Origin of the sequence: Peribacillus sp. ACCC06369 (assembly GCF_030348945.1) — a bacterium.
GTDB lineage: Bacteria > Bacillota > Bacilli > Bacillales > DSM-1321 > Peribacillus.
On the sequence record NZ_JAUCEN010000002.1, the window covers coordinates 2,961,217 to 2,984,830 of the forward strand.

Below are 23,614 nucleotides of genomic sequence, written 5' to 3' on the forward strand. Positions count from 1 at the left end.
TCATTCCCTCTTTCATTCTTATATAAAGTTCTTATGAAACCATGAACCTGCTGCCTCGACCTCTGAACGTGTTAACTGATGACCGTAATTTTCCCAGTGAACTTCCACCGAAGCACCAGCTTGCAATAAAAGTTGATTAAGTTCATCCGTTTCTTCTGCCGGGCAAATCGGATCGTTTTTACCTGCAGCAATAAATACAGGTATTTCTGAGAGTGACGGCATAGCAATCCCGCGTCTAGGCACCATTGGATGATGAAGAATCGCTCCTTGTAGTGCCCCTTCGAAATGGAACATCAAACTTGCCGCTATATTTGCACCATTAGAATAACCTAATGCTACCACTCTGTCACGGTCGAAGTCATATTGTCCGGACGCTAATTCCAAGAAGTCATTAAGCTCATTCGTACGGAAAATCAAATCTTCTTCATCAAAAACCCCTTCAGCTAACCGACGGAAAAAACGAGGCATTCCGTTTTCAAGTACATTTCCCCGTACGCTCAATACGGATGAACCCGGTGAAACCATTTCCGATAATGGCAAGAGATCTGTTTCCGTTCCTCCAGTACCATGTAAAAGCAAAAGTAACGGAGCTTCTGGATTACTTCCTTTTTGAAAAATATGCTTCATCATTTATCCTCCTCTAGTACTCTCGGCACTGCCGGCAGTAACGTTTTCTCCATGATTCCCCTTTTTTCTTCCAGCCATGGCGGGAGCATCAATTTACTACCCATCGTTTCCTTCGTCTCATCATGAGCAAAGCCAGGTGGATCTGTGGCAACTTCAAAGAGTATGCCTCCATCTTCCCGGAAATAAATGGCATCGAAGTATTGACGGTCTGTAAATGGGGTCACGCCATAGCCATTGTTACCGATATGTTCTCTCCATTCTTTATGATCTTCATTATCGATTGCACGCCATGCCAGATGATGAACAGTTCCTACTCCGATTTTTCCATTTGGCAATACGGTTTTTTTAACATCTATTAAATTTCCGATGTCCGATGTGGATTTGAAGCGGATGAAATCGTCCTCTTCCCCGATCTTTTGCAGGCCCATCACTTCCTCTAATAGTTCCATCGTTTTGATCGGTTTTGACGTCAATAATACAGCACCGCCGAATCCCTTGACCGCCTTATCAGCTGGTACACCGCCGAATGACCACTCGCTATTTTTACCTTCTTTACGCTCAACCAGTTCAAGTTGTAAACCATGTGGGTCTTGGAATTTCAGATATTCCTCACCGAAACGTGATGACTTTTCAAAGTCTATATTAAATTTACCCAAACGCATTTCCCAGAAGCCCATTGAACCTTCCGGAATGGCATATGTCGTAATCCCCACTTGTCCAGAGCCAATTGTCCCTCGGTATGCCCCAGGCCAAGGAAAGAAAGTGATGATAGTACCCGGTGAACCTGATTCATCTCCGAAATATAAGTGATAGGTGCCTGGATCATCAAAATTAACGGTTTTCTTCACCATACGCATTCCTAATACTCCAGCATAAAAATCCACATTCTCTTGAGGATTGCCTACAATTGCGGTTATATGATGTATTCCTGCATTTTGCTTTCGCATGCCGATTACTTCCTTTCCCGTTGATTAATTTGTTGATTTAGTATTCAGGGGTTTTAAATTCGATTCAATATCTTTTCTTTTCGATTCTAAAAATGGTGGCAGTGCGAGGTTCTCACCTAGGTGCTCCTCTGCTTCATCCACTGCAAAACCAGGTCCATCAGTCGCTAGTTCAAATAATATGCCATTCGGCTCCCTAAAATATAGTGAACGAAAATAAAAGCGGTCCACATATCCCGAGTTCACGAATTTCGATTCACTAATTTTCTCTATCCATTTTCTCAGTTCTACTTCATTATCCACCCGGAAGGCAACATGGTGTACTCCCCCTCTCCCCAATCGTTCTCGGGGAATGTCATTCCTTTCTTCGACATGGACTTCCGCTCCTGTTCCTCCCTCACCTATCTCGTAAACGACAATCGGATTTTGCCCCCTAATTGAGGATGGGTATGTGCCTGATTTCCTGAACCCCAATACTTCGGTAAGAACGCTTTGCGTTTGTTCAATATTGGGTACAGTAAGTTTAACTGGTCCTAATCCTATTATGGAAAACTCTTGCGGTACCGGGCTTCCATCCCATGGTAACCCTCCTTGAACGCCTTTATTATCCTGATCGGAAACAAGAAGAAGCCTTTGCCCTTCAGGATCTTTAAAAGAAAGAACCTTCCTTTGAAAACGGGTTGATATTTCATCATGATCAACCTTGGATTCCACAAACCGTTTTTTCCAATATTCGAGTGCTTCATCATCCCTCACCCGTAAAGAAATTTCTGAAATACTATTGTTTCCTTCATGAGTGCGGGCAGCATTGGGAATTTCAAAAAACGTCAGTTCCGTTCCCGGTGAACCAATTTGGTCTCCATAAAATAAGTGATACACACGAATATCATCTTGATTCACCGTTTTTTTGATTAATCGCATCCCTAATACTTTCGTGTAGAATTCAAAGTTGTTTCCCGCTCTAGCTGTAATCGCCGAAACATGATGTAATCCTTTTAATTCCATCCGTACCACTCCTATCTTTATAAATCTCCCCTTAAGGAGATGAATTATCCGCCAATAATATCTCGAATTCGAGGTATCTAATCTGTTATACACAACACTTTTAATAAAAATATCTTGAATTAAAGATAAACGACATTTATATATTTGTCAACCATCCCTGATTCAAATATTTCAAACCATTCACTTAATAAAATAATAATATCAGGTCAAAATAAGTCGGTATAATTAATGGAGGTGTGATATATGGCTAAAGATTTTTCAAGTGCAATTGAAGATAGGCGCTCATATTATTCCCTTAGCAAGGAAAGTGTCGTCCCTAATAAAAGGATTAAGGAAGTTATCGATCATGCCGTTCAATATTCCCCTTCCGCTTTCAACTCACAAAGTGCAAGAGTGATTGTTTTAACCGGGAAAAGCCACGACCAATTATGGGATATCACAAAAGAAACATTAAGAAAAGCAGTCGGTGACAAAGATTTTGAAAAAACGGAAGAAAAAATGAAGTCATTTAAAAATGGTTATGGTACGGTTTTATTCTTTGAAGATCAGGCCATTTTAGAAAGGCTTCAAGAACAATTCAAAACGTATGCCGAAAACTTCCCGATTTGGTCTAACCAATCATCTGCCATTTTACAATTTGTCGTATGGACTTCCTTGGAAATTGAGGGGTTTGGTGCAAGTCTTCAGCATTATAATCCTTTAATCGATGACGAGGTGAGAAAGACATGGGATATATCAAGCGATTGGAAACTCATCGCACAGATGCCTTTTGGAAGACCCACTGCAGAGCCTGGCGATAAAGACGTCTCACCACTTGAAGAACGAGTGAAATATTATCAATAATACATTAGGGCCGGCTCTACATACTGAGCCAGCCCTTACTTTTATTTCACTTTAATAATCTGGGAAAGTCGCAAAGAATTTTGAAAATATCAATGACGCAAAGCCCATAAATTCTACAACCGGCATGATTTTATTATACTCATTGTCGTTCAAAACGTACATTTCGCACCCCCCTAGTAACCTATTGAATTGGGGAAGAACGCCCTGGTAGCCATTCCTTCAAATAAGATGGGAGTTCACCCGAATATTGTTTTGCAGCATGTCCACTTTTCAGTAGACTGAATGTCTTATCCTTGCATGTTAAATGCTCCATTACCGGATAAATCATTTCCTGTGGGACCAATCGATCATACTTACTAGCTATGACCAAAACACTAGCATCAATTTTTGATAGCTTCGCTTTTTTTCCCCTTACCTTGAAACCACCATTAACCAAACTATTTTTTATCAAAAGTTCTTTGGTTATTTGTTTTGCGGCTGCTCCGGATAATGGTACATGCCCATTAGCCCAAGCATTGAAACGGCGCCAATTTTGGACGTATTCCTCATCATCCGCTTGATTCAATAAAGATAAATAGGGTGATAAATAGATTGGAGATGTAATTAACCGGATTCCATATTTGACTGCACTGGCTGGGATCGTTTGATAAATATCGATCGTCTCGTCAAAATTCGCGGTACCTTCCTTTAACGCTTCCTGCCATTTATCAAAAAATTCTGAGGCACTGAAATCTACCGGTGTAACGGAGAGGATCAAATTCTTGATTGGCTCGTCTGCAATGGCAGCATATATTGCGGCTATTGTACCGCCGAGGCAAAATCCCATAACTGTAATTTCTGATGCTCCAGAGTGGCGTAATGCACGCTGCACCCCTTTTTGAATATAATCGATGATATAATCTTCGATCGATATTTCACCATCTTCAAAGCCCGGGCTTCCAAAATCAAGCAAATACACATCAAAACCTTCATTTACAAAAGATTCTATTAAACTATTCCCTGGGGACAAATCAAGAATCAAAGGAGTATTGATTAGTGAATATATAAGAAAAACCGGTACATCATATTTTTTTTGTGCTGACGGATAATGCCAAAGCGTTGATTTATTTTTTTTCCACACCGCTATTTTCGGCGTCAGTCCCACTTCAGGCATTGGCTGATTGGGAATATCCATTAAATGTTTCCATTTAGTTATGGATTCGGATTGATTTTTCGGCACTTTCCGCTTAGCCATTTGAATTCCCCTGTCCAATTGAATCGAACCCAGGCAACTGTGCACTTAACAATAAAGAGTTATTTATAAAATCCGATATCCTTTTTTTACTCCCTTCCATTTCATTGGATTCCAATCTTGATTTCTTTTTCATACTGCGCGATGAATTGGCATTCCGTTTATTGCGTAATGAAGAATTACCTTTGACAGTCCCTTCTCTATCCTCAACAAGTGTATAGACCAACTCTTCTAACCTATCAATCTTTTCTTCGAGCTGGATGATTAATTTCGCTACACTTGCCACATCTTTTTTTGTTGGATAATTCATGATGATGGACATTCTTTCTGATTCTTCCTGCATCCTATTTATTCTTGGAATCTGCATTTGTGCATTATCGCTTATTCTTTCTATTAACTCACGATTATTTAGCAAATCCTTAATTTTATCATTCAGCTGCTGCTCTTTTTGTGTGCCTATCAGTTTAAGTCCTTTAAAAAAATTTGATTTTTCCGTCATATATTTCTTCCTTCCTTTCTCCTCCGTTTACACTAATGCCGATATTCCACCGTCAATGATCAAAACATGTCCAACCATATAGTCAGAAGCCTGTGAGGCTAAAAATACGGCGGCACCCTTTAAATCATCTTCATCGCCAAACCTCCCCGCCGGAGTTTTACCTAATATGTCATAATTAGACTTTTCAAGAATTTTCTTTGTGATTTTAGTCGGGAAAAATCCAGGTGCAATTGCATTGACTTGGATACCGTACCTAGCAAGCTTTACCCCTAAATCCTTAGTCATTGTAATGACGGCACCCTTACTGGTGTTATAAGCTATGGTATCCAATAGCTCTGGAAACGTCCCGCCAAGACCCGACACAGATGCAATATTTATGATTTTTCCGGAATTTTGCTGCTTCATGATCTTCGCTACAGCCTGTGAAAACAGGAAAGTACCTGTAACATTTACATTCAATACTTTTTCCCACTTATCCTTGGGAAGATCAAATAGCGGCCCTGACCAAGACGTGCCGCTATTATTGACAAGAATATCAATCGTACCGAATTGAGCAACCGTTTCCTGTACCACATGATCAATATCACTCTCTTTCGTGATATCACATTCAAAGGCAACTGCCTTAATCCCCATTGATTGCAAGTGTTCGCATACCTCTTTACATACAGGAAGATTTCGTGAGGCAATGACTATATTAGCTCCTGCCTCCCCCAACGCCATGGCGATCTGTTTGCCCAGTCCCCTACCGCCACCAGTAATGATTGCCGTTTTATTAGTCAAATCGAACATATTACTCAAAGTAGTCAACTTTTCAGCCCTTCCGTAATGAATTATTATTTATATAACTAATCTATATTATTATAGAAAAGCCTATCCAATATGGTGCTTAAAATAGCCTAATGCCTCTGCCTTTTGTTTGACCAATCTTAACTCGACACCCTGTAATTTTTTTCGTCGTTTGTGAGAAATTCGACCGATCGGGCACATTATTCGGCATTTTCGGAGATTATTCGAACAGATCGGCACTTTTTTCGGCCATTTGGAATCTTAATTCGACGATTCAACACTTTCGAGCAAAATCGAATACATAACCTGTTTAATCGTTTACACTATTAGATATAGTAAGGAGGTTAAAAATATGACGTTACATCACTTTCATTTAACCGCGGAATGGCCTGGCGGCAGAAATGATATCGGCACGATTCAATCAGGAAATCTGCAAACACAGATAAGTATCCCTACGGAAATGGAGGGACCAGGGATTGGCACTAATCCCGATGAAATGCTGCTTGGAGCGGCCTCGACCTGCTATATCATTACCTTTGCTGCCATGTTAGAGCGAGCCCATATAGAAAAGGACAGCTTGACCATGCAATCGGAAGCCTTAGTGGATGTTACAAATGGTGTATTCACCTACAAGAAGATCATACATCGCCCTACACTAGTATTAGCACGGGATACATCAGAAAAAGTGGCTGAAAAAGCGAGGATACTTGCTGAAAAAGCTGAAACTTCTTGTATGATTTCAAGAGCGATCAAAGGTAATGTAGCGGTGGAATTGAACGTGACAATTTCCATATCACAACAACCTTGAACAGAAAAAGTGCCTAACCCTATATTGGGTTAGGCACTTTTTGAACTATTGAATTGCGTTCACTTTATTTTCAACCTGGCGGCACACTTCATCAGCCGTTAAACCATTTGCCTCTATGATAGACGCTTTTAATGAAGTATCGCTTATTCCCATCACATTACTTTCCATTCCTGTTACCACACAACAATCCACGTTTTTTGCGTCAGCTTCTTGTTTAATCTCCACAACATCAAAACCTTTTTCACGAAGTGCTTCCTGAATATTCGTTAATGATTCTTCAACACCGATTTTTGACATCAACACACACCTCCTCTACTTTCTAACCTGTCCTTTTTACCTTCAATATATGTATAGGATGCAAAGGAAATAGGGAAAGTAATATCGAGGTGATAAACATGAATGGTAAACACAAGAAAGATGCTTCACAAACTCGTTTAGGTTCTTCTCAGGTAGAGGGACAAGGTACCACTACGAAAGAAACCGGGTCCTTCACTCAACCATCTTCACTTAAAAAGCAAAAGCGTTCATGATAACCTAAACTATCATGGACTTCCGTGTACATGTTACACAAAAAACGCTTGGTTTAACAGCCAAGCGTTTTCCTCTGATTAATCCAATGTAAATGTAACATACCCAGTTTCCTTACTTTCGACCAGGCTCTTTTCTTATAGATTTTGCTTTCTGATTTCCTGTTGGATCTTAAGATCATTCAGGTGATCCCCATCTTTGGCTTTTGAACTCATTTTTGATCTCCCGGCTTCATCCTGGTTTAAATCACTTGCCTTTAAATTATTATCGGGAGCTGCTTGCTCATTCCATTTTGTCATCATGATCTCCTCCTCAGTCCTTTATCCTTCCCAATCCTAAGAATATTCATGAATATACCCCATCGTTTATTGCAAAGATACTAATGGAGGTGGTTTTATTGGAACCAAACAAACCCGGCAATAAGGATGTACCGGATTTTAAAGAGTTGAACGACCGTATCATCAGGGAACCTTCACAGAGTCCCCGTTTAGTAATTAAAACGAATTTGGATGCTAAGAATGTAAATGATGAGAATCCCTATACCGATCGGATCAACAGTGAGGGATTTGCTGATTTTTTTGAGGAATAAAAAAAAACCGGCTTAATAAGCCGGTTAATCTTAAAAATATTTTTTCTTCCAAAAAATGAATGCTGTCGTCCCCGCTAAAGTGATGGCTATTAATAATGTAAAGATGAAAGCATACGGATTATGTTCAAATGGCAGTTCCACATTCATTCCGTAAAAACTTGCCACCATCGTTGGGAGCGTTAAAATAATTGTCACTGAGGTTAGAAACTTCATCGCATTATTGACATTATTGGAAATAATCGAAGCGAATGCATCCATCATCCCGCTAAGAATCGAGAGATACACTTCTGCCATTTCAATTGCCTGAGCATTTTCGATGATTACGTCCTCAAGTAATTCTTTATCTTCTTCATACATTTTCAAATAATTAAAACGGAGGATCTTATCAAGTACTACCCGATTGGATTTCAATGATGTCGTAAAATAAACGAGGCTTTTTTCCAAAGCCAAGAAAGTATACAGTTCTTTATTTTTCATGGACTGATGCAATTCACGTTCCGCTTCATTCGTCATTTTGTTAATCTGTTTCAGATAACGTAAATAATAAGATGAAATTTCAAATAATAATTGTAAAGCAAACCTTGTTTTCTTATTGGTGAAAAACCCTTTGATCTTATTGTTTTTGAAATTCGCCAATATGGGTGTTTCTTTCAAAGATACCGTAATAAAACAGTCTTTGGTAAAGATCATCCCTATGGGAATCGTTTCAAAGATGGGTAAGTCGGCTTCGTCCCGGGTCAAATATGGAAAATCAACAATTATTAAAACATTATCATCTTCTTTTTCTATCCGAGGCCTTTCCTCATCGTCCAGCGGGTCTTTCATGAAATTGATCGGTAACTTCAAAGTCGTGCATATATAACTTATTTCAGCTTCAGTGGGCGCGACGATATTCACCCAGGAACCTTTTGTCATTTCCTCGATATTATTTTGGTGACGGTTTTCATCCGTCTTGTAGATTTCAATCATTAGTTGACCTCCTCTTCTATAGAGAAAGCCTTATTTACCTTCTTCGAGCAGATACTCAGGGAGAATAACAGTCTCGACTTCTAGCATCATATCGGCTTCCTCTTGCTTTCTGGGTTCAGGATCATAAGAACTGCTGCTCACTCGTATCCACTTCCTTTCGATTCTTTAATCTTAATCCTTATTCTTTTAAAGCACAATAACGAATTTACCACCTTGAATACCTGGTTTGATATTCGCAATTATCTGTTTTTTTACCGATAAAATAAAGGGATAAAAAAATCGCTTGGGAATCCCCAAGCGATTCAGTTTGTAGACAAAAGGGGTTCGGAATTAAAAAATTCCGAACCCCTTTTTGAGATTCCCTTTGAATTTTTGCCTGAAGTTAGGAGATTGGGGCTCTACGAGCCCACTATGTTAGGCCATTTTTGGACCTCGCCATGTCCAATTGGCCATCTTCTTTAAATTAATGGCAGCGAAAGTAAGCATCGCCTGCATCGACAATTTTTTAAGTCCCCTTAAAGTTGTCCAACGCATACCATGCTTTTCTTTTGCATCTGCGAATACACGCTCAATCGTTTCTTTACGTTTCGCATATATAGTTTTTACATCTTGATGATGACGCAGATGATCTGCTTCTTCCACATGTGTTTGCCAAATATGCCGTGTCACCACTTTTTGATGGTCTTTGCTTTCTGTACACTGAGATAAAAATGAGCATGTCGCACAAGTGTGTTTGGGTGATTTATACTCGCGATAGCCCTCTTTATTGGTTGTTGAGTACTTTAATAGCTCTCCCGAAGGACAAAGGTAACAATCAAAATGTTCATCGTATACATAGTCCTGTTTGCGGAAAAATCCTTCTTTGGTGCGAGGACGTGTATAAGGTAAAGCCGGTATGATTTCTTTGTTAAATAGGTAGCTTGTAATCGCTGGTGTTTTATAAGCTGCATCTGCGGCAACGGCTTCCGGTTTTCCAACTTTCTCAATCACTTGTTCAACTAGTGGCTCTAAGATCTGACTGTCATGTATATTTCCAGGTGTTACAATCGTTCCCAATACAAAACCGTTGCGGTCTGCGGCCGCATGGAATGAATAGGCAAACTGTTTTGTTCGTTCATCTTTCACATAGTAGCCACTCTCAGAATCCGTTGTACTTTCTTTAATCTCTTTGGTCTCTTCTTTATCAAATTTATCTGATGGAAAAGGCTTCTTTCCATGTTTTTCACGATCTTGATTGATTTCTTCTTGAAGACGCCCTTGATACGCTCGTGTTTCTTTACGAACGATTTTCTTTTCAAATTTCCTTTTATTCGCACTGGCTTTCACATGTGTGGAATCCACGAAAACGTGTTCAGCACTTATTAACTTTTTATTAGCAGCTGTCATTAAAATGCGATAGAAAATCTGTTCAAACAGGTCTGTATCTTTAAAGCGTCGCTCATAATTTTTCCCGAACGTAGAGAAATGAGGTACTTTATCATGGAAACCATAGCCTAAGAACCAACGGTAAGCCATATTGGTTTCAACTTCTTCAATCGTTTTACGCATGGAACGAATACCGAAGGTATATTGAATGAATGTCAGTTTAACTAAAATAACTGGATCAATACTTGGGCGTCCTACCTCTGAATACATCTCTTTCACCAAGTCATAAATGAAAGTGAAGTCAATGGCAGCCTCCATTTTACGAACCAAATGGTTCAGTGGCACCAGTTGATCTAACGTAATCATTTCAAGTTGATCTCGCTGAATAGAATCATGTTTAGAAAGCATCCTCATCACCTCAAGTTTTAATACTTCTATTTTAAAACAAAAATGACTCCAGGCAAAAGTGTTTATCTAAAAGGTAAGACAAAGTTGATTGGAACGGAAGGTACGAGACTCCTGCGGGAAAAGCGCGTCTAGGGGAGACCCCGCAGGCGAAAGCCGAGGAGGCTCCCCGACCGCCCGCGGAAAGCGAGTGCCTGGAGTGGAAAATCAACGGCCAAATTGTACAACTCATAAAAAATAGACAAACTCGATTTTCATCGAGTTTGTCTACAGTCTGAATCGCTTGGGAATCCCCAAGCGATTTTTGATTATCCATGCTTTGCATTATTATAATAGTGAACACCATACATGGCGCCTTCATCTACCATTTTATTATCTTCATGATCATATGGATCAGGGTGACCTGCCTTTTCAATTACAGGGTCTAGCTCTGAAGCCTTCCTATTCCAAAAGCTTAATGTCTTATCTTTTGCATTGGACCATACGCCCTTCACTTTTACTCTGTTCGTTTTACTTGATAAAAATGAGACTCCGGCAACTCCGACTCCTAGTAATAATGCGTTTCTTCCTAATGCCATCATTACCTTCCCCCTTTTTTATTGGATTAATATATATATACCCGATGCCAGTTAATGTAAACCTTTATTTATATGGAGGCTTTTGATAAAAGAAATTAGGTTTCATTATTTCATTGTCATACGGCTTATGAAAAACGTGCGTCGTAGCTGGAGACACCGGTGGAATTAACCATGTCCAGTCCCCTGTTACTTTCCGGTCACAAGAAGTTTCTTTTTCTTCGAATTTCTTGAATTGTTTAGCTGCAGTATGATGATCAACAATGCTGACTCCATGTTTTTTAAACGAATGTAGGACGGCATCATTCAGTTCGATCAAGGCTCGATCTTTCCATAAAGTCGAATCACGCTTAATATCCAAGCCCATCCTCTCCCCGATTGCTGGAAGCATATTGTAGCGTTCTTCATCAGCAAGGTTTCTGGCACCAATCTCCGTTCCCATGTACCACCCATTAAATGGTGCAGCTGAATAGGTAATACCGCCAATTTCTAGCCTCATACCAGAAATGATTGGAACTGCATACCATTTGATTTGAAGATCTTTGAACCATTTAAGCTCCGGGTGTGTGATTGGCACTTCTTTAACGAGACTTTCAGGAATTTCATGAAAATTAGGCGTTTTCCCTTCCAATTGGACTACAATGGGTAATATATCGAAAGGTCCAAATTTCCCTTCCCATCCCAATGCCATACATTTCTTAGTGAATTCTATTGAACTTGAATCGCCAATTACACCATTTTCCGTCTCATATCCAGCATAACGAATAAGCTGATGATTCCAAATATCCAATTTCCCATCATGATCTTTCTGTTTGAAAATTGTAATCACTGGCCTGATGTTTCCATTATTCGTAGCAAAGTCGATATGCTCATACAGAGCCGATACAATTTCTTGTTCGCTTTGAATCATCCTTTTATCAATCACCCTCAGCGACTCCCAAAAAAAGCGACCGATGCAGCGATTACTATTACGCCAAGCTAATTTAGCACCATATACTAATTCTTCATATGTATGTTCATATCTGTCTGTTTCATTAATTTCCCTTTTGATTTGTTCAACCCTGTCATTTATTTCCTCTTCCGTTTTCAACAATTCCGGATAGCTTGTCCTGATAAAGGATAAGGCCTCTTGCAGTAAATCACTCATCTTTCCCACGGATCCTTCCATTTGCATAACTTTGACTTCCATAATAAAGTAACATATTTTTCATAGTATCTCTAAATGAACACATTTTTTAAAGAGCATATCTTTTTAAAATGTGGCAATTCCGAGGCGGAATTTTTTTGTTGATACTTAAAGTAAGCTTATAAATTTCTTATACCATAACATCTCTAGTAACTAAATAATAATCGGTAAAGTTGTTACCTAAGAGGTAAATGCATTATAATATAATAATAATGGGGTGATATGATGAATAATACGACACTTTGTCCACGCTTTGAAAAAGGAATGCAAATCTTGAGTAAACGCTGGACTGGATTGATTGTCAATCAATTGCTTAATGGCCCTCAACGGTTTTGTAATATTGAATCTGCCTTCCCGATCAGCGGCAGGATTCTTTCTGAACGTTTAAAGGACTTGGAAATTGAAGGCATTGTAAAAAGGGACGTATATCCAGAGACACCGGTCAGGATTGAATATTCTTTAACTGAAAAAGGCAAGGCTCTTGCACCGGTAATGAACGAAATCCAAAAATGGGCACAAGAATGGCTCGAACCAATACAGAATCAATGAAATAGGCATTTGAAATCGAGTAGGAGGAGGCGCCTAGCCTCCGACCTCTCACACCACCGTACATACCGTTCGGTATACGGCGGTTCAGTTTAAGTCTGACGTAGTTTTGTATATCGTTCATATAGATTTACTAACCCTTGGTGGTGCCAATAAACATTATTAAGGGTTTTGTCTAGAATAGGACTATGCGCTATGCGCCAATAACCCTTTCTGCTATTTCCCCATTCATACGCTTTTCCAAATGGGGCGCCTAATCCTTTGAGTTTCCTCACTCTCGTTCTTGGCAATTTCCATTGCTTCCATAGGCACATCCTGAGTCTTCTTCGAATCCATGAATCTAAATTCTTCAAAACGTTCGGAGTATCAATGAGGGCGAAATAACCCATCCAACCTCTAAGGTATTGCTTTAACTTATTTATTCGGAGTTTCATGGGTTTCGGTAATTTTCTCGAGGTCATTTCCCTGATTCGTTTCTTTACTCTCTTCACCGTTTGTTTAGCCAGTAGAACCTTCGGGTTCTTCTTTGACTTCGTGAAACTAAAACCGAGAAACGTTCTGTTCCAAGGGCGATCATACTTCGACTTCTCGTAGTTGACCTTTAGCTTCAGTTTATTTTCAATGAAGCTTGAGATATTTCCCATTGCACGTTTGGCGGCTTTTCGTGTCTTCACAAAGATAGTACTGTCATCCGCATACCTTACGAATCGAAGATTGCGTTTCTCTAGTTCTTTATCTAAATCGTCTAACATGATATTAGATAATAAAGGACTTAACGGACCTCCTTGCGGAGTTCCCTCCTCACTTTTATGAAAAAGTCCGCCTATCATAATGCCTGCTTGAAGGAATCTACGAATCAGTTTGAGAACTCGTTTATCTTCAATTTTCCGCTCTAACATTCCCATGAGCTTGTCATGATTCACTTTATCGAAGAACTTCTCCAAGTCCATATCCACTACCCATGTATAACCTTCGGTTATATAGGACTTTGCCTTTCGAACCGCCTGGTGCCCTTGTTTGTTAGGGCGAAAACCATAGCTATTCTCCGAAAAGGTTGAGTCATATATCCTGGTTAATATTTGGGCAATGGCTTGTTGAATGAAACGGTCTAGAACGGTTGGAATACCCAATAGCCGAACTCCGCCGTTTGGTTTCGGGATTTCGATACGACGGACGGGCTGCGGTTGATAGGTACCCTGTAAAAGGGCAGTTTTCATGTTGTACCATTCAGTTGCGAGGTGCGGTCTCAGGTTTTGAACCGGCATTCCATCTACACCATGGCTTCCCTTATTTCTTTCTACACGCTTCAATGCCTGTATTAAGTTTTCCCTCTCTAGTATCTGTTCCATTAACATCGTTGATATCCTTTCTACGTGGATAAATGGTCTATTTGTGCCTTTATCTGCTCCACCCTTTTGAAGTTCCCCGTGTATTCACCACTTCTTCCTTCAAATAAGTTCCGTTAGGAATTGTTTGCTTCTTCGCAGATAACGAACGCCTAGTATTCATCCTCCTTAATCTGTTCGGTCCTTCCTTATCTTCTCGAGTAGACAAGTACTATGACCTCTGCTGACTTCTGATGATTCAGCTGTCCATCACTGGACAGGTTACCAAGTGTACTTGGCTGTCATCAGACCTCCCCGGGTAAGAGTGCAATCTTTCCCTCCATCTATCTGCTTCATTTACTCTGTACCACCTTCGGCAGTAAGGACTTTGTTTTGTTTCGCAAACTCATCCAATGATACCTAGCCTTATATGAAGTTCGTGTTCCTCAGACCGGAGGTTTGCCGCTTGCTTCCTTCAGATTCCACGTCACCATGGACACCCTTGCATTAAGCTAACCATTACTACTGCCTTCATGGTTCGGGACTCACACCCTATAGATTGCACCCATGCCGGGCGCACGAAAAGGGGGAAAGGTCGCCAGCTGGCGGACTTTCCCTTTTTTTATATCTTGCATTTGTTTAAGCGCCTGCGACAAGTGGTATATTTTTTACAGATAGAATAACACTAGGGTTATTCCAAATTGTATGGGCGGTGAATTCATGAAGCAAGCAGATTGCATTATTATTGGTGGCGGTATAGCCGGTATTCAGGCAGCTATCCAGCTCGGAAGATATAAACATGATATTATCGTCATTGATTCTGCTCAAGGCCGCTCTTCCATAGCAAAGGCTTACCATAACATTCTTGGGTGGCCAGACGGGGTAAGCGGCAAACAATTAAGGACTCTGGGCAGACAGCACGCAGAAAAATTCGGTGTCGAATTCTTCGATGATACTGTGACATCACTTGAAAAAAAGCAGGACAAGTTTTTTATCCAAACAAAGAATGACATGGAATATCAAGCAAAAATGATTTTTCTCGGTACTGGCATCACTGATAACATCCCTCCAATCAAAAACATCTATCCAACTCTTGGGACATCCACTTATATATGCCCTGACTGTGATGGGTATGAGATCATGGATAAGCAAACCGTGGTCCTAGGAGGCGGAAATACAGGTGCAGGTATGGCCCTTACTCTACTATATTGGTCAAAAGATATCATTTACGTAAATCACTTGAAATCAAAAATTGATGATAAGTATCGGGAAAAGTTAAAGGAGAACCAGATTCCCGTATTTGAAGAGGAAGTCGTAGAGGTTCATATAGATGCCAAACAGCAGTTAACCGCAATACAATTAGTTTCTGGTAAAATAATTGAAGCTGAAAAGGCATTCACTGCATTTAAAGGGAACAAACTCAATAATGGCCTCGCCATACAATTAGGTGTGCAAGTAAACGAAAACAATCATGTCGTGATTCATCCCCGCACTAAAGAAACGAATATTAAAGGAGTCTGGGCTGGCGGCGACCTTGTTGCCCATTCCGAACAAGTCACCATATCGATGGGGGACGGGACCCAAGCAGCTATTTGGATTCATAAGAGACTGATGGGACAGCCACTTCCTTATGATTAACAACCTTTTGGAATATTCAAAGGGCGACCTGTTTACCAGGCCGCCTTTTTCATTCATATTAATAAACTTTTTTGTCTAAGCCTTCTTTTATTAATCTACATTCGTTTCCTACCTTTAAAAACATTGACCAGAATGAGAATGACCGCGATGATAAGCAAGATATGTATAAAGCCTGCAGCCACTTTAAAGACTAAACCAAGAACCCATAATAATATTATTGCACCAATAATTGTCCAAAGCATAATAATCTCCTTTCCTTCCCTTCTCATATTCGATCTTTCATAATGAGAAGTTCCTTCAAAATTTTCAGCTTATATTTAAATTACCCATATCTTTCTGTAACAAACCCTTTAGTGGGTGAACCCAAAAATATTACATAAAACTGTAAATGCTGTAAATGATAATAAATAATTAAGGAATCTTCCAATTGATAACCCCTTAAGGAAGAACTACAGATCTTTGAAGTTAGGCAAAAACTAAAGAAGGAGTCGTTCATTCATGAAAAAGTTTTTACTGATCTGTTTAACAGCCTGTTCCCTATTCTTAGTTAACCTGGATCACCCGTTTGCACAGGAAAATAAAACAAAACCGGAAAGTGTACAATTCACTGATGCTCAAAAATCGGAAATCGCCAAGATCCAAAAGCAGATACTCGCGGACAAAAAGAAATTGATTGAAAAATATGTGGAGTATGGCGCGCTTTCGAAAGAAGAAGCCGATAAAATGGTTTCACATTTTGAAAAACATTATAAAATGATGGAAGAACATAATTTTCAAATTCCTCCGCACCGTCCACATACACGACACATGCATAAGTGATTCTATGTTCTTTACCTATATAGCATGATAATCCGTCCAATAAAATGGCCGGATTTTTTTTCATTTCTTTCGTCCTTGATAAATAAACCTTACGCGTTTACCATTTACTAAAGGATTTATATTTCCCTATAGCGAAATACATAACTATGAGAAATGAAAGGGTGAAAAGGATGAACAAAATAGGTATTACAGCAAGAGACTTATTTCACTTGAAATCAGTGACCGACCCAAAGCTATCACCGGATGGCAGCATGGCGGTTTTTGTCCAAACTAGAATTGATGAAAAAACGGAAAAATACATTTCCAATCTATTTATGTTCAGCCTGATTACGAATGAAACAAAGCAATGGACGTTTGGGGATAATCGTGATACATCACCTGCCTGGTCACCGGACGGCAAACATATCGCCTTTTTATCAGACAGATCTGGAAAAAAGCAAGTCCATATCATTGGGAGCATTGGTGGGGAAGCTCGCCAGCTGACCCATTTCGTTAACGGAGTAACCAAACCTATTTGGTCTCCTTGTTCCACCAAGCTTTTGCTTTCTACCGGGCTAAAAGAGGGCGAAAACCTTAATACGGTCAAGGAAAATGATTTGTCCAATGAAGTTCATAGGTATGACCGGATTAAGTACAAATGGGATGGTAGAGGTTATTTCGATGAATTATATCAGCAGCTCGTAATAGTGAATGTTTTTAATGACGAATTTATATTGCTAACGGAAAACAATATCGATCACCACCCGAACGCATGGTCCCCTGACGGTCAGCATATTGCATTCATAAGCGGGGATGCAGAAAAAAGTGATGTTGAACTATTTTCTGATATATTCATCATGGCCCTTGAAACGAACTCTCTTCAGAAGATAACGGATAGTACAGGTTTCTTTAGAGATCCGAAGTGGTCTCCAAATGGCGAATACCTTTCCTTCATTGGCCATAATAAAGATTTTGCCGGTGCCACCTTTTCAAATATTTGGTTGTACTCCATATTGGATCAATCGATTCAGTGTTTAACCGATGGTTGGGATGTTCAAATTGGAGATTCAGCTATTGGGGATTTCCAAATCGGAGCAGTCGACCCAGGCATTTTATGGACAAACGATAGCCAAGGCTTTTACTTTTTAATAAGCGATTACGGAAATACTGGAGTATATTATGGTTCCATTGAAGGAGCTATGTATCCATCCATACTTGATCCGCAGCATATATACGGACTGACTATAGATCCCGAAAGCCATCGTGCCGTCGTGGCGATTAGTACACCTGTTCATCCAGGTGACCTCTTTGCCTATAACCTTACTAATGGGGAAAAAGAACAAATCAGTTTTGTTAATGAAGATTTTTTAAAGGAAAAACATTTGTCCATGGCTGAACCCATTACTTTTCCATCTGTTGATGGACTTACCATCCATGGCTGGATCATGAGACCGACCGATTTTAATGAAAATCAAAAATATCCACTCATTTTAGAAATCCACGGCGGTCCGCATGCGATGTATGCCAATACCTATGTTCACGAATTCCAGACCTTGGCTAATGAAGGGTACACTGTGTTGTTCACTAATCCGCGTGGGAGTGTGGGATATGGTCAAGATTTCGTAAATGCATGCCGAGGCGATTATGGAGGCATGGACTATAAGGACTTAATGGCTGGAGTTGACCATGTTTTAGCAACGTATGATTTTATTGAGCATGAAGATTTGGGGGTATGCGGTGGCAGTTATGGAGGGTTCATGACTAATTGGATTATTGGTCATACCAACCGTTTCAAGGCTGCTGTGACTCAGCGTTGCATTAGTAACTGGCTAAGTTTTTATGGTGTCAGTGACATTGGCTATTATTTTACCGAGTGGGAAATAGGCGGCGATATCGTTAACTCTGCTGAAAAATTGTGGCAGCACTCACCTTTAAAATATGTTGCCAATGTGAATACCCCTTTACTTTTACTTCACGGTGAAAAGGATTTCCGTTGTCCCATTGAACAGAGCGAGCAATTTTTTGTTGCTTTAAAACGGCAAAATAAAGAAGCGGTACTTGTCTCCTTCCCGGATGAAACTCATGAAGTATCACGAAGCGGATCCCCCAAAATGCGCTTGCAACATGTAGAAGAAATAAAAGGATGGTTCAATAAATATTTTTAAAAGAACGAAACTCTGTTAGCTTTGGCTAACAGAGTTTCGTTTTAGTGTTGGATTTGATCTCTGTCCTCGGAAATTGAGCTTAGTGCATTTCCCGCCATTGAATTTGTCTGATTGTGTACAGCTAGGTCACCTAATGCCACGACTCCGACCAGCTTGTCATTTTCAATTATAGGAAGCCTTCTGATTTGTTCAGTACTCATTAACTCCTCAGCTTGCTCCACTGACATATCAGGGGTGCCTGTTACAAGATCCGTGGAAATAACATCGGTAATTCTAGTCGAATTCGGCTTTTTCTCGGCAACACAGCGGATAACGATATCCCTGTCTGTAATGACACCAACTAAATGGTTATTCTCCAATACAGGAATGACACCAACATCATCATCCTTCATTTTGACTGCTGCTTCATATATATTATCTTCCACAGTGCAACAGTCCACGTCTGTTGTCATAATATCTCTTAATGTAGTCAAGGATATCCCTCCATTTTTCATAAGTTGCTTGTTTATTTTTGACTTCTCAAGCAAAATTATTCATCAAACACAAACACGATTCAATCCACATATTTCCCGTGATCCGGTTTAGCCAATGAATCGAATTCATTAGCAAGCCTTGATAAACCCATTTCCAGTTCTTCCCCTTCAACAGGATACCCGTGACCCGTTACAGCGACAGCCGGTTTAAGACTATCCAACAACCTTACCGATTCCTTGGCAACCTCCCAATCTGTTGTCAAATACCGTGGCGGGCCTGCTATTTCTTTCTCCTGTGTAATGACCTTATATAGTGAATCTTGCCTAACATTCACAAAAGCATCTCCAGCAATCAGACTTCGGTCACTTTCCCGGAAAAGTGAAATATGTCCTTTAGAATGGCCCGGGGTGTGAACCCATTTCCAACCGGAAAGCTCGGGAACACTATGATCCTCAGGCAATGGCTGAACTTTTTCATCCAGGTTGATTCCCTCATTCGGAAATATCCAAGAAATCTTGGCAACCATCCCCCCTTCAACAGTGGAATCTGGTTCAGGATAATTTTCCTGTCCCGTTAAATAAGGCATTTCTTTAATGTGGGCATAAACAGGAGCGTTCCAGTACTCCATTAACTCAATCAATGCACCAACATGATCGAAATGTCCATGTGTCAAAATAATGGCAGCAGGTGGATGATCTGGCCCGTAGATATCTTCAGCAGCTTTCTTTATTACCTCTGCTGAACGGGGCATACCTGCATCTATCAATACCCATTTTTCATCTTTGGGTGAGCCTACAAAAATTACATTAACGATTTGGACGGGCAGACAATATATATCCTCTTTTACAATCTGGACATCTCCACTGGAAACTGAAGTCATTGGCAGGAATTTTTCATTCAAATGATTATCATCCATTTATGACCCTCCTAATTTGAACATACTGTTTTTTAAAGGATACCCTGTAAAAGAAAATAAAAAACAACCTATAATTTATATAGGCTGTTTCAGCAGTTTTTTTTAAAAGTTGCAGATGATTACAGAAATCCGCTCCCTTTCCGCCGACTGCCTGCCAAGCCTCCTCGGCGCAAGCGCCTGTGGGGTCTCGGCTAGCCAGTTATTCGGCAGGAGTGTCGCATATTTCTTCAATCCAGTGAGTTTTTCAGTTCATATAAAACGATAAAAAATTATATTGCAGTTATTTCAGGCTAACTTTTTTCGGCTGTACACGAACATTTTCGATCTCAAACGCACTTTTTTCGGCAGCTCTCGATCTTTTTCGACCTTCACCTCATCATTCCCGATTCCAGAACATTTATTTCGCGGTCCACCACTAAATCCACTCCCTTTCCGCCGACTATCTGCCAAGCCTCCTCGGCGCAAGCATCTAGCGGAGTCTCGGCTTGCGATAAAACCGAGTCTTCTTTTAAATACATGGTTCGGGGTGCGACACTTCTGAATCCCCTTTTGACAACAAACTGAAACAACCTATATATTATATAGGCTGCCTATTAGTATACATCCCTCCGGGTAAATACTGAAAAAGATACAATTAATGCAACCACCCACCAAACGAGCAAAGTAATGACGGAGGATAATAAGGTCATCCCTTCTATCGGTGGAGCCGTCCCGCTAATATAAGCGGTCAATTTCAAATTCACCATGAAGAAATATTTAGCTGATTCCCATGATGACACCATATTGTTCAATATTGCCCCGGAAATCAATGCAGCCAGCATGATGCCCATACCTGCAGGAGTGCTTCGCACTAAAACCGAAAGCATGAAAGAAAGGGTCCCTACAACTACCGCCACCAGCCAGACAAGCCCCATATCCATCAATAGGAATTTCCATTGTTCAACCAACCTTACTTGACTGACATCCACATCAGCACCCTTCAATTCGAATCCGGTTATTACGGGTGCCCCCCATCCTTGATACCCAAAAACGATTCCTGATAACAAATACGACAATATGGCTGTCATCGCCACGATAATTGAAACCGACAATAATAATGTTACATATTTGCTCAATAAGATTTTCCAGCGCTCCACTGGCCGTGTTAGCAGAAGTTTGATCGTACCTTGACTATTTTCGGAAGAAACCAAATCACTTGCCACGATCATGATCAACAGCGGAATGAATAAATCAATTGCATTTTCCAAAAACATGCGTGTAAAAGTAGCTGCGCCTGGTTCTGAGGGGTTGATGTCATGATCCAGGTAATATTGCTGTTGTTTCAGACTTACTTCCAGCTGTTCCCGCCACTCATCCAGCATCCTATTTGAGCCCAACCGATTTTGGGTATCGATGATTTGCTGCTGAAGGGAGGCACGCCAATCATCAGTTCCCAACTTCTCCCGCTGCTCTTGCACTTGCTTGTATTGGGCATATGTAAACATCAACACTAAAATTCCGACGATGATACCTATTATGATTAACCGTTTCTTTGCCAGCAACTTCATCATTTCATTTTGAATCAGGTTATTCAATACCTGCACCTCCGACACCGGTAACTTGTAAAAATAACTCTTCCAATCCCGGGAGCTTCCGATTCATTTCATGCACCCTCACCCCTGCTTGGTTAAGTGCAGCATTCCATTCGGGTGTTTTGATTTCGTCATATGCTGTAATGATATACTCCTGATCTAAGGTAATATCGGTGAAACCGCTAAGGATTTCCGCTCCCTTTTGTATAGGCTCCAGCCTCCAAATCATCCGCTCTTGCGTGGATAATAGGCTTTCCACTGTATCCGTTTTAATAATTTCCCCACTTTTAATAATTGCGACCCGGTCACAAAGTTGCTGTATTTCACCTAATAAGTGTGAAGAAACCAGAACACTCATACCTTCTTCTTCAGCCAACTTTCTGATGAATTGTCGCATTTCACGGATTCCAGCAGGATCTAGACCGTTGGTCGGTTCATCCAAAATCAACAGTTTAGGGCTATTCAGCATTGCCTGCGCGATTCCTAGTCGCTGCCTCATACCTAAGGAATAGGTCTTCACTTTATCATGAATTCTGGCTTGCAGACCGACAAGTTCTATTACCTCGATCATTCTTGTTTCATCAACTCCAGGTAACATCCTTGCAAAGTGGAGCAAATTATCCCACCCGCTCAAAAATGGGTATAACTCTGGATTTTCAACGATGCAGCCCATTTGCTTCATTGCCTTCGTAAATTCCTGACGAACATCATACCCGCATATATGGATGGAACCGGAGGATGGCCTAATCAAACCAACCAACATGCGGATCGTCGTCGTCTTACCGGCTCCATTCGGTCCTAAAAAACCGAAAACCTCACCTTCAATCAGCTCAAAATCTATTCCTTTTATAATTTCCCTTTTGCCAATCTTTTTTTTCAAGCCCTTAACGGATAATGTCACTTGTTTCATCGTTCCTCATCCTCCCATTTTATTAAAGGAGCAACCCTATCAGCAATTAACCGATATCCCTTCTTATTTGGGTGAAATTTATCTGAATACAAATACTCATTTACCGACAATTGAAATAAATCAAACGTAGGAACGAAAATAGCATTTTTATAAAGAGCCACGACTTCTGCCGTTTCATTATTCCAGTCCCGCACGATCCGGTTCGTATCAATGTCCTCATCCAAATCTATAAATGGATTATACAGGCCAAGCAATAAAATGGTAGCTGTATCATTGACATTATTGATATCTTTAAAAATTTCATGTAAATTTACCAAGTAATTCTTTTGTGATTCAGATATAGCTCCACTATCATAATCAAGCAGGGTCTGGCCTTTTTGAAATAAATCGTTGCCTCCGATTGTAACTAAAATAACATCAGCTGCCTGTATTTGGCGCTTCACTTCCGGTTGTTTCACTTGCTGTACCAATTCTTTAGACACTTGTCCATTAATTCCGAGGTTATGAATGAGCGGTTTTTTATCGTATTCACTCTTCAAATCTTCCACAACAAGTCCAACGTAGCCTTTACCTGTTTCATCACCTGTGCCACGTGTCAATGAATCACCTAATGCCACTACGGTAAAATCATCAGGCAGATCTTTTTTAACGGGGGGTTCTTCAATTGCTTCCATATCAGAAGTCCTTTTTCCATAATGGTCAATAATCGCCCATCCAAGGCAAAATAAAAAAAACAATCCGATAAGAGTTGATACAATGGTAGCGGCCAACACTTTTGGTTTGCTCAATAACACTCATCCTTCCATCCATTCTCTATCTTCCATTAAATCATATTATTTCCAAAAACAAAAAACTGATTGCTCTTGATACGAAAAATAGTACTCCCCATCATCCTAATCACCAATCTGCTG

At 40.2% G+C, this 23,614-nt stretch carries 28 protein-coding genes; 8 read left to right on the plus strand and 20 right to left on the minus strand.

What is annotated here, in order from left to right; all coding sequences use genetic code 11:
- Positions 1–18: 18 nt before the first annotated feature.
- From QUF78_RS15135 to QUF78_RS15145, 3 genes are read right to left on the minus strand one after another with little or no spacing between them, the layout of a single operon-like run.
- Entirely contained in the window at positions 19–627 is a 609-nt protein-coding gene (locus tag QUF78_RS15135) for an alpha/beta hydrolase (protein ID WP_289325313.1), read from the minus strand.
- Complete coding sequence (locus QUF78_RS15140; protein WP_289325314.1) at positions 627–1,574, minus strand: ring-cleaving dioxygenase; 948 nt, start codon at positions 1,572–1,574, stop codon at positions 627–629. Before QUF78_RS15140 ends, QUF78_RS15135 begins: the two co-directional genes overlap by 1 nt.
- Positions 1,575–1,598: 24 nt before the next feature.
- The gene (locus QUF78_RS15145; RefSeq protein ID WP_289325315.1) at positions 1,599–2,576 is read right to left on the minus strand and encodes a ring-cleaving dioxygenase; all 978 of its coding nucleotides are present in this window, start codon (positions 2,574–2,576) and stop codon (positions 1,599–1,601) included.
- Positions 2,577–2,819: 243 nt separating this feature from the next.
- Between QUF78_RS15145 and QUF78_RS15150 the strand changes: the two genes are divergently transcribed.
- A complete protein-coding gene (locus tag QUF78_RS15150) occupies positions 2,820–3,419 on the plus strand; it encodes a nitroreductase family protein (RefSeq protein ID WP_289325316.1) in 600 nt (199 codons plus the stop codon).
- A gap of 181 nt (positions 3,420–3,600) precedes the next feature.
- Here the strand turns inward: QUF78_RS15150 and QUF78_RS15155 are convergent, their stop codons facing one another.
- The 3 genes from QUF78_RS15155 to QUF78_RS15165 are packed head-to-tail and all read right to left on the minus strand — an operon-like array spanning position 3,601 to position 5,938.
- Positions 3,601–4,653, minus strand: a complete 1,053-nt coding sequence (locus QUF78_RS15155; RefSeq protein WP_289325317.1) for an alpha/beta fold hydrolase — start codon at positions 4,651–4,653, stop codon at positions 3,601–3,603.
- Complete coding sequence (locus QUF78_RS15160) at positions 4,646–5,149, minus strand: hypothetical protein (RefSeq protein WP_289325318.1); 504 nt, start codon at positions 5,147–5,149, stop codon at positions 4,646–4,648. Before QUF78_RS15160 ends, QUF78_RS15155 begins: the two co-directional genes overlap by 8 nt.
- Before the next feature lie 27 nt (positions 5,150–5,176).
- Positions 5,177–5,938, minus strand: coding sequence for an SDR family oxidoreductase (locus QUF78_RS15165; RefSeq protein ID WP_289327329.1), 762 nt, complete (start codon positions 5,936–5,938; stop codon positions 5,177–5,179).
- 349 nt (positions 5,939–6,287) lie between these two features.
- Here QUF78_RS15165 and QUF78_RS15170 point away from each other — a divergent pair, with 349 nt between their 5' ends.
- Positions 6,288–6,743: an OsmC family protein gene (locus QUF78_RS15170; protein WP_289325319.1), complete on the plus strand. Its 456-nt coding sequence runs from the start codon at positions 6,288–6,290 to the stop codon at positions 6,741–6,743.
- Positions 6,744–6,788: 45 nt separating this feature from the next.
- Here the strand turns inward: QUF78_RS15170 and QUF78_RS15175 are convergent, their stop codons facing one another.
- Positions 6,789–7,040 carry a YkuS family protein gene (locus tag QUF78_RS15175; protein WP_289325320.1) on the minus strand — a complete coding sequence of 84 codons (252 nt, stop codon included), beginning with the start codon at positions 7,038–7,040 and terminating at the stop codon, positions 6,789–6,791.
- A 98-nt stretch (positions 7,041–7,138) separates the two neighbouring features.
- On the opposite strand from QUF78_RS15175, the gene QUF78_RS15180 reads away from it, so the two are divergent.
- Positions 7,139–7,273, plus strand: a complete 135-nt coding sequence (locus QUF78_RS15180) for a YuzL family protein (RefSeq protein WP_089363323.1) — start codon at positions 7,139–7,141, stop codon at positions 7,271–7,273.
- Positions 7,274–7,408: 135 nt separating this feature from the next.
- Here the strand turns inward: QUF78_RS15180 and QUF78_RS15185 are convergent, their stop codons facing one another.
- Entirely contained in the window at positions 7,409–7,570 is a 162-nt protein-coding gene (locus tag QUF78_RS15185; RefSeq protein ID WP_289316155.1) for a hypothetical protein, read from the minus strand.
- 98 nt (positions 7,571–7,668) lie between these two features.
- Between QUF78_RS15185 and QUF78_RS15190 the strand changes: the two genes are divergently transcribed.
- Entirely contained in the window at positions 7,669–7,860 is a 192-nt protein-coding gene (locus tag QUF78_RS15190) for a hypothetical protein (RefSeq protein ID WP_289316154.1), read from the plus strand.
- A 30-nt stretch (positions 7,861–7,890) separates the two neighbouring features.
- Here the strand turns inward: QUF78_RS15190 and QUF78_RS15195 are convergent, their stop codons facing one another.
- From QUF78_RS15195 to QUF78_RS15210, 4 genes are all read right to left on the minus strand, one after another.
- Positions 7,891–8,829, minus strand: coding sequence for a magnesium transporter CorA family protein (locus QUF78_RS15195; protein WP_289325322.1), 939 nt, complete (start codon positions 8,827–8,829; stop codon positions 7,891–7,893).
- A 414-nt stretch (positions 8,830–9,243) separates the two neighbouring features.
- Positions 9,244–10,602: an IS1182 family transposase gene (locus tag QUF78_RS15200; protein ID WP_289323635.1), complete on the minus strand. Its 1,359-nt coding sequence runs from the start codon at positions 10,600–10,602 to the stop codon at positions 9,244–9,246.
- Positions 10,603–10,907: 305 nt separating this feature from the next.
- Positions 10,908–11,177: a hypothetical protein gene (locus QUF78_RS15205; RefSeq protein WP_289325323.1), complete on the minus strand. Its 270-nt coding sequence runs from the start codon at positions 11,175–11,177 to the stop codon at positions 10,908–10,910.
- Between the two features lie 64 nt (positions 11,178–11,241).
- Positions 11,242–12,348, minus strand: coding sequence for a nitric oxide synthase oxygenase (locus tag QUF78_RS15210; protein ID WP_289325324.1), 1,107 nt, complete (start codon positions 12,346–12,348; stop codon positions 11,242–11,244).
- Positions 12,349–12,585: 237 nt separating this feature from the next.
- Here QUF78_RS15210 and QUF78_RS15215 point away from each other — a divergent pair, with 237 nt between their 5' ends.
- The gene (locus QUF78_RS15215) at positions 12,586–12,909 is read left to right on the plus strand and encodes a catDE operon transcriptional regulator CatR (protein WP_252281196.1); all 324 of its coding nucleotides are present in this window, start codon (positions 12,586–12,588) and stop codon (positions 12,907–12,909) included.
- 89 nt (positions 12,910–12,998) lie between these two features.
- Here the strand turns inward: QUF78_RS15215 and ltrA are convergent, their stop codons facing one another.
- Positions 12,999–14,261, minus strand: coding sequence for a group II intron reverse transcriptase/maturase (ltrA, locus tag QUF78_RS15220; RefSeq protein ID WP_289323229.1), 1,263 nt, complete (start codon positions 14,259–14,261; stop codon positions 12,999–13,001).
- 690 nt (positions 14,262–14,951) lie between these two features.
- Between ltrA and QUF78_RS15225 the strand changes: the two genes are divergently transcribed.
- Positions 14,952–15,869 (plus strand): NAD(P)/FAD-dependent oxidoreductase, encoded by a 918-nt coding sequence (locus QUF78_RS15225; protein ID WP_289325325.1) that lies wholly within the window; start codon positions 14,952–14,954, stop codon positions 15,867–15,869.
- Positions 15,870–15,964: 95 nt separating this feature from the next.
- Here QUF78_RS15225 and QUF78_RS15230 read toward each other — a convergent pair whose 3' ends face one another.
- On the minus strand, positions 15,965–16,111 hold the full coding sequence (locus QUF78_RS15230; protein ID WP_289316149.1) for a lmo0937 family membrane protein: 147 nt from the start codon (positions 16,109–16,111) through the stop codon (positions 15,965–15,967).
- A gap of 256 nt (positions 16,112–16,367) precedes the next feature.
- Here QUF78_RS15230 and QUF78_RS15235 point away from each other — a divergent pair, with 256 nt between their 5' ends.
- Together QUF78_RS15235 and QUF78_RS15240 are read left to right on the plus strand one after the other, a co-directional pair.
- Positions 16,368–16,688, plus strand: coding sequence for a YckD family protein (locus tag QUF78_RS15235; protein ID WP_289325326.1), 321 nt, complete (start codon positions 16,368–16,370; stop codon positions 16,686–16,688).
- Positions 16,689–16,858: 170 nt separating this feature from the next.
- On the plus strand, positions 16,859–18,832 hold the full coding sequence (locus QUF78_RS15240) for a S9 family peptidase (protein ID WP_289325327.1): 1,974 nt from the start codon (positions 16,859–16,861) through the stop codon (positions 18,830–18,832).
- Positions 18,833–18,873: 41 nt separating this feature from the next.
- Here QUF78_RS15240 and QUF78_RS15245 read toward each other — a convergent pair whose 3' ends face one another.
- The 6 genes from QUF78_RS15245 to QUF78_RS15270 form a co-directional block, all read right to left on the minus strand.
- Positions 18,874–19,305, minus strand: a complete 432-nt coding sequence (locus QUF78_RS15245; RefSeq protein WP_289316146.1) for a CBS domain-containing protein — start codon at positions 19,303–19,305, stop codon at positions 18,874–18,876.
- 80 nt (positions 19,306–19,385) lie between these two features.
- On the minus strand, positions 19,386–20,222 hold the full coding sequence (locus QUF78_RS15250; protein WP_289325328.1) for an MBL fold metallo-hydrolase: 837 nt from the start codon (positions 20,220–20,222) through the stop codon (positions 19,386–19,388).
- A gap of 368 nt (positions 20,223–20,590) precedes the next feature.
- A complete protein-coding gene (locus tag QUF78_RS15255) occupies positions 20,591–20,791 on the minus strand; it encodes a hypothetical protein (protein WP_289325329.1) in 201 nt (66 codons plus the stop codon).
- Positions 20,792–20,815: 24 nt separating this feature from the next.
- Positions 20,816–21,796, minus strand: a complete 981-nt coding sequence (locus QUF78_RS15260) for an ABC transporter permease (RefSeq protein WP_289325330.1) — start codon at positions 21,794–21,796, stop codon at positions 20,816–20,818.
- Positions 21,789–22,703, minus strand: a complete 915-nt coding sequence (locus QUF78_RS15265; RefSeq protein ID WP_289325331.1) for an ABC transporter ATP-binding protein — start codon at positions 22,701–22,703, stop codon at positions 21,789–21,791. The genes QUF78_RS15260 and QUF78_RS15265 overlap by 8 nt, the downstream gene beginning before the upstream one ends.
- Positions 22,700–23,491: an SGNH/GDSL hydrolase family protein gene (locus QUF78_RS15270; RefSeq protein WP_289325332.1), complete on the minus strand. Its 792-nt coding sequence runs from the start codon at positions 23,489–23,491 to the stop codon at positions 22,700–22,702. The genes QUF78_RS15265 and QUF78_RS15270 overlap by 4 nt, the downstream gene beginning before the upstream one ends.
- Positions 23,492–23,614 lie beyond the last annotated feature (123 nt).

Bases quoted from the DNA above. Each gene is read 5' to 3' on its own strand.
- QUF78_RS15135 (WP_289325313.1), bottom strand. From the start codon at position 627: ATGAAGCATATTTTTCAAAAAGGAAGTAATCCAGAAGCTCCGTTACTT.
- QUF78_RS15140 (WP_289325314.1), bottom strand. From the start codon at position 1,574: ATGCGAAAGCAAAATGCAGGAATACATCATATAACCGCAATTGTAGGC.
- QUF78_RS15145 (WP_289325315.1), bottom strand. From the start codon at position 2,576: ATGGAATTAAAAGGATTACATCATGTTTCGGCGATTACAGCTAGAGCG.
- QUF78_RS15150 (WP_289325316.1), top strand. From the start codon at position 2,820: ATGGCTAAAGATTTTTCAAGTGCAATTGAAGATAGGCGCTCATATTAT.
- QUF78_RS15155 (WP_289325317.1), bottom strand. From the start codon at position 4,653: ATGGCTAAGCGGAAAGTGCCGAAAAATCAATCCGAATCCATAACTAAA.
- QUF78_RS15160 (WP_289325318.1), bottom strand. From the start codon at position 5,149: ATGACGGAAAAATCAAATTTTTTTAAAGGACTTAAACTGATAGGCACA.
- QUF78_RS15165 (WP_289327329.1), bottom strand. From the start codon at position 5,938: ATGTTCGATTTGACTAATAAAACGGCAATCATTACTGGTGGCGGTAGG.
- QUF78_RS15170 (WP_289325319.1), top strand. From the start codon at position 6,288: ATGACGTTACATCACTTTCATTTAACCGCGGAATGGCCTGGCGGCAGA.
- QUF78_RS15175 (WP_289325320.1), bottom strand. From the start codon at position 7,040: ATGTCAAAAATCGGTGTTGAAGAATCATTAACGAATATTCAGGAAGCA.
- QUF78_RS15180 (WP_089363323.1), top strand. From the start codon at position 7,139: ATGAATGGTAAACACAAGAAAGATGCTTCACAAACTCGTTTAGGTTCT.
- QUF78_RS15185 (WP_289316155.1), bottom strand. From the start codon at position 7,570: ATGACAAAATGGAATGAGCAAGCAGCTCCCGATAATAATTTAAAGGCA.
- QUF78_RS15195 (WP_289325322.1), bottom strand. From the start codon at position 8,829: ATGATTGAAATCTACAAGACGGATGAAAACCGTCACCAAAATAATATC.
- QUF78_RS15200 (WP_289323635.1), bottom strand. From the start codon at position 10,602: ATGCTTTCTAAACATGATTCTATTCAGCGAGATCAACTTGAAATGATT.
- QUF78_RS15205 (WP_289325323.1), bottom strand. From the start codon at position 11,177: ATGGCATTAGGAAGAAACGCATTATTACTAGGAGTCGGAGTTGCCGGA.
- QUF78_RS15210 (WP_289325324.1), bottom strand. From the start codon at position 12,348: ATGCAAATGGAAGGATCCGTGGGAAAGATGAGTGATTTACTGCAAGAG.
- QUF78_RS15215 (WP_252281196.1), top strand. From the start codon at position 12,586: ATGAATAATACGACACTTTGTCCACGCTTTGAAAAAGGAATGCAAATC.
- ltrA (WP_289323229.1), bottom strand. From the start codon at position 14,261: ATGTTAATGGAACAGATACTAGAGAGGGAAAACTTAATACAGGCATTG.
- QUF78_RS15225 (WP_289325325.1), top strand. From the start codon at position 14,952: ATGAAGCAAGCAGATTGCATTATTATTGGTGGCGGTATAGCCGGTATT.
- QUF78_RS15230 (WP_289316149.1), bottom strand. From the start codon at position 16,111: ATGCTTTGGACAATTATTGGTGCAATAATATTATTATGGGTTCTTGGT.
- QUF78_RS15235 (WP_289325326.1), top strand. From the start codon at position 16,368: ATGAAAAAGTTTTTACTGATCTGTTTAACAGCCTGTTCCCTATTCTTA.
- QUF78_RS15240 (WP_289325327.1), top strand. From the start codon at position 16,859: ATGAACAAAATAGGTATTACAGCAAGAGACTTATTTCACTTGAAATCA.
- QUF78_RS15250 (WP_289325328.1), bottom strand. From the start codon at position 20,222: ATGGATGATAATCATTTGAATGAAAAATTCCTGCCAATGACTTCAGTT.
- QUF78_RS15265 (WP_289325331.1), bottom strand. From the start codon at position 22,703: ATGAAACAAGTGACATTATCCGTTAAGGGCTTGAAAAAAAAGATTGGC.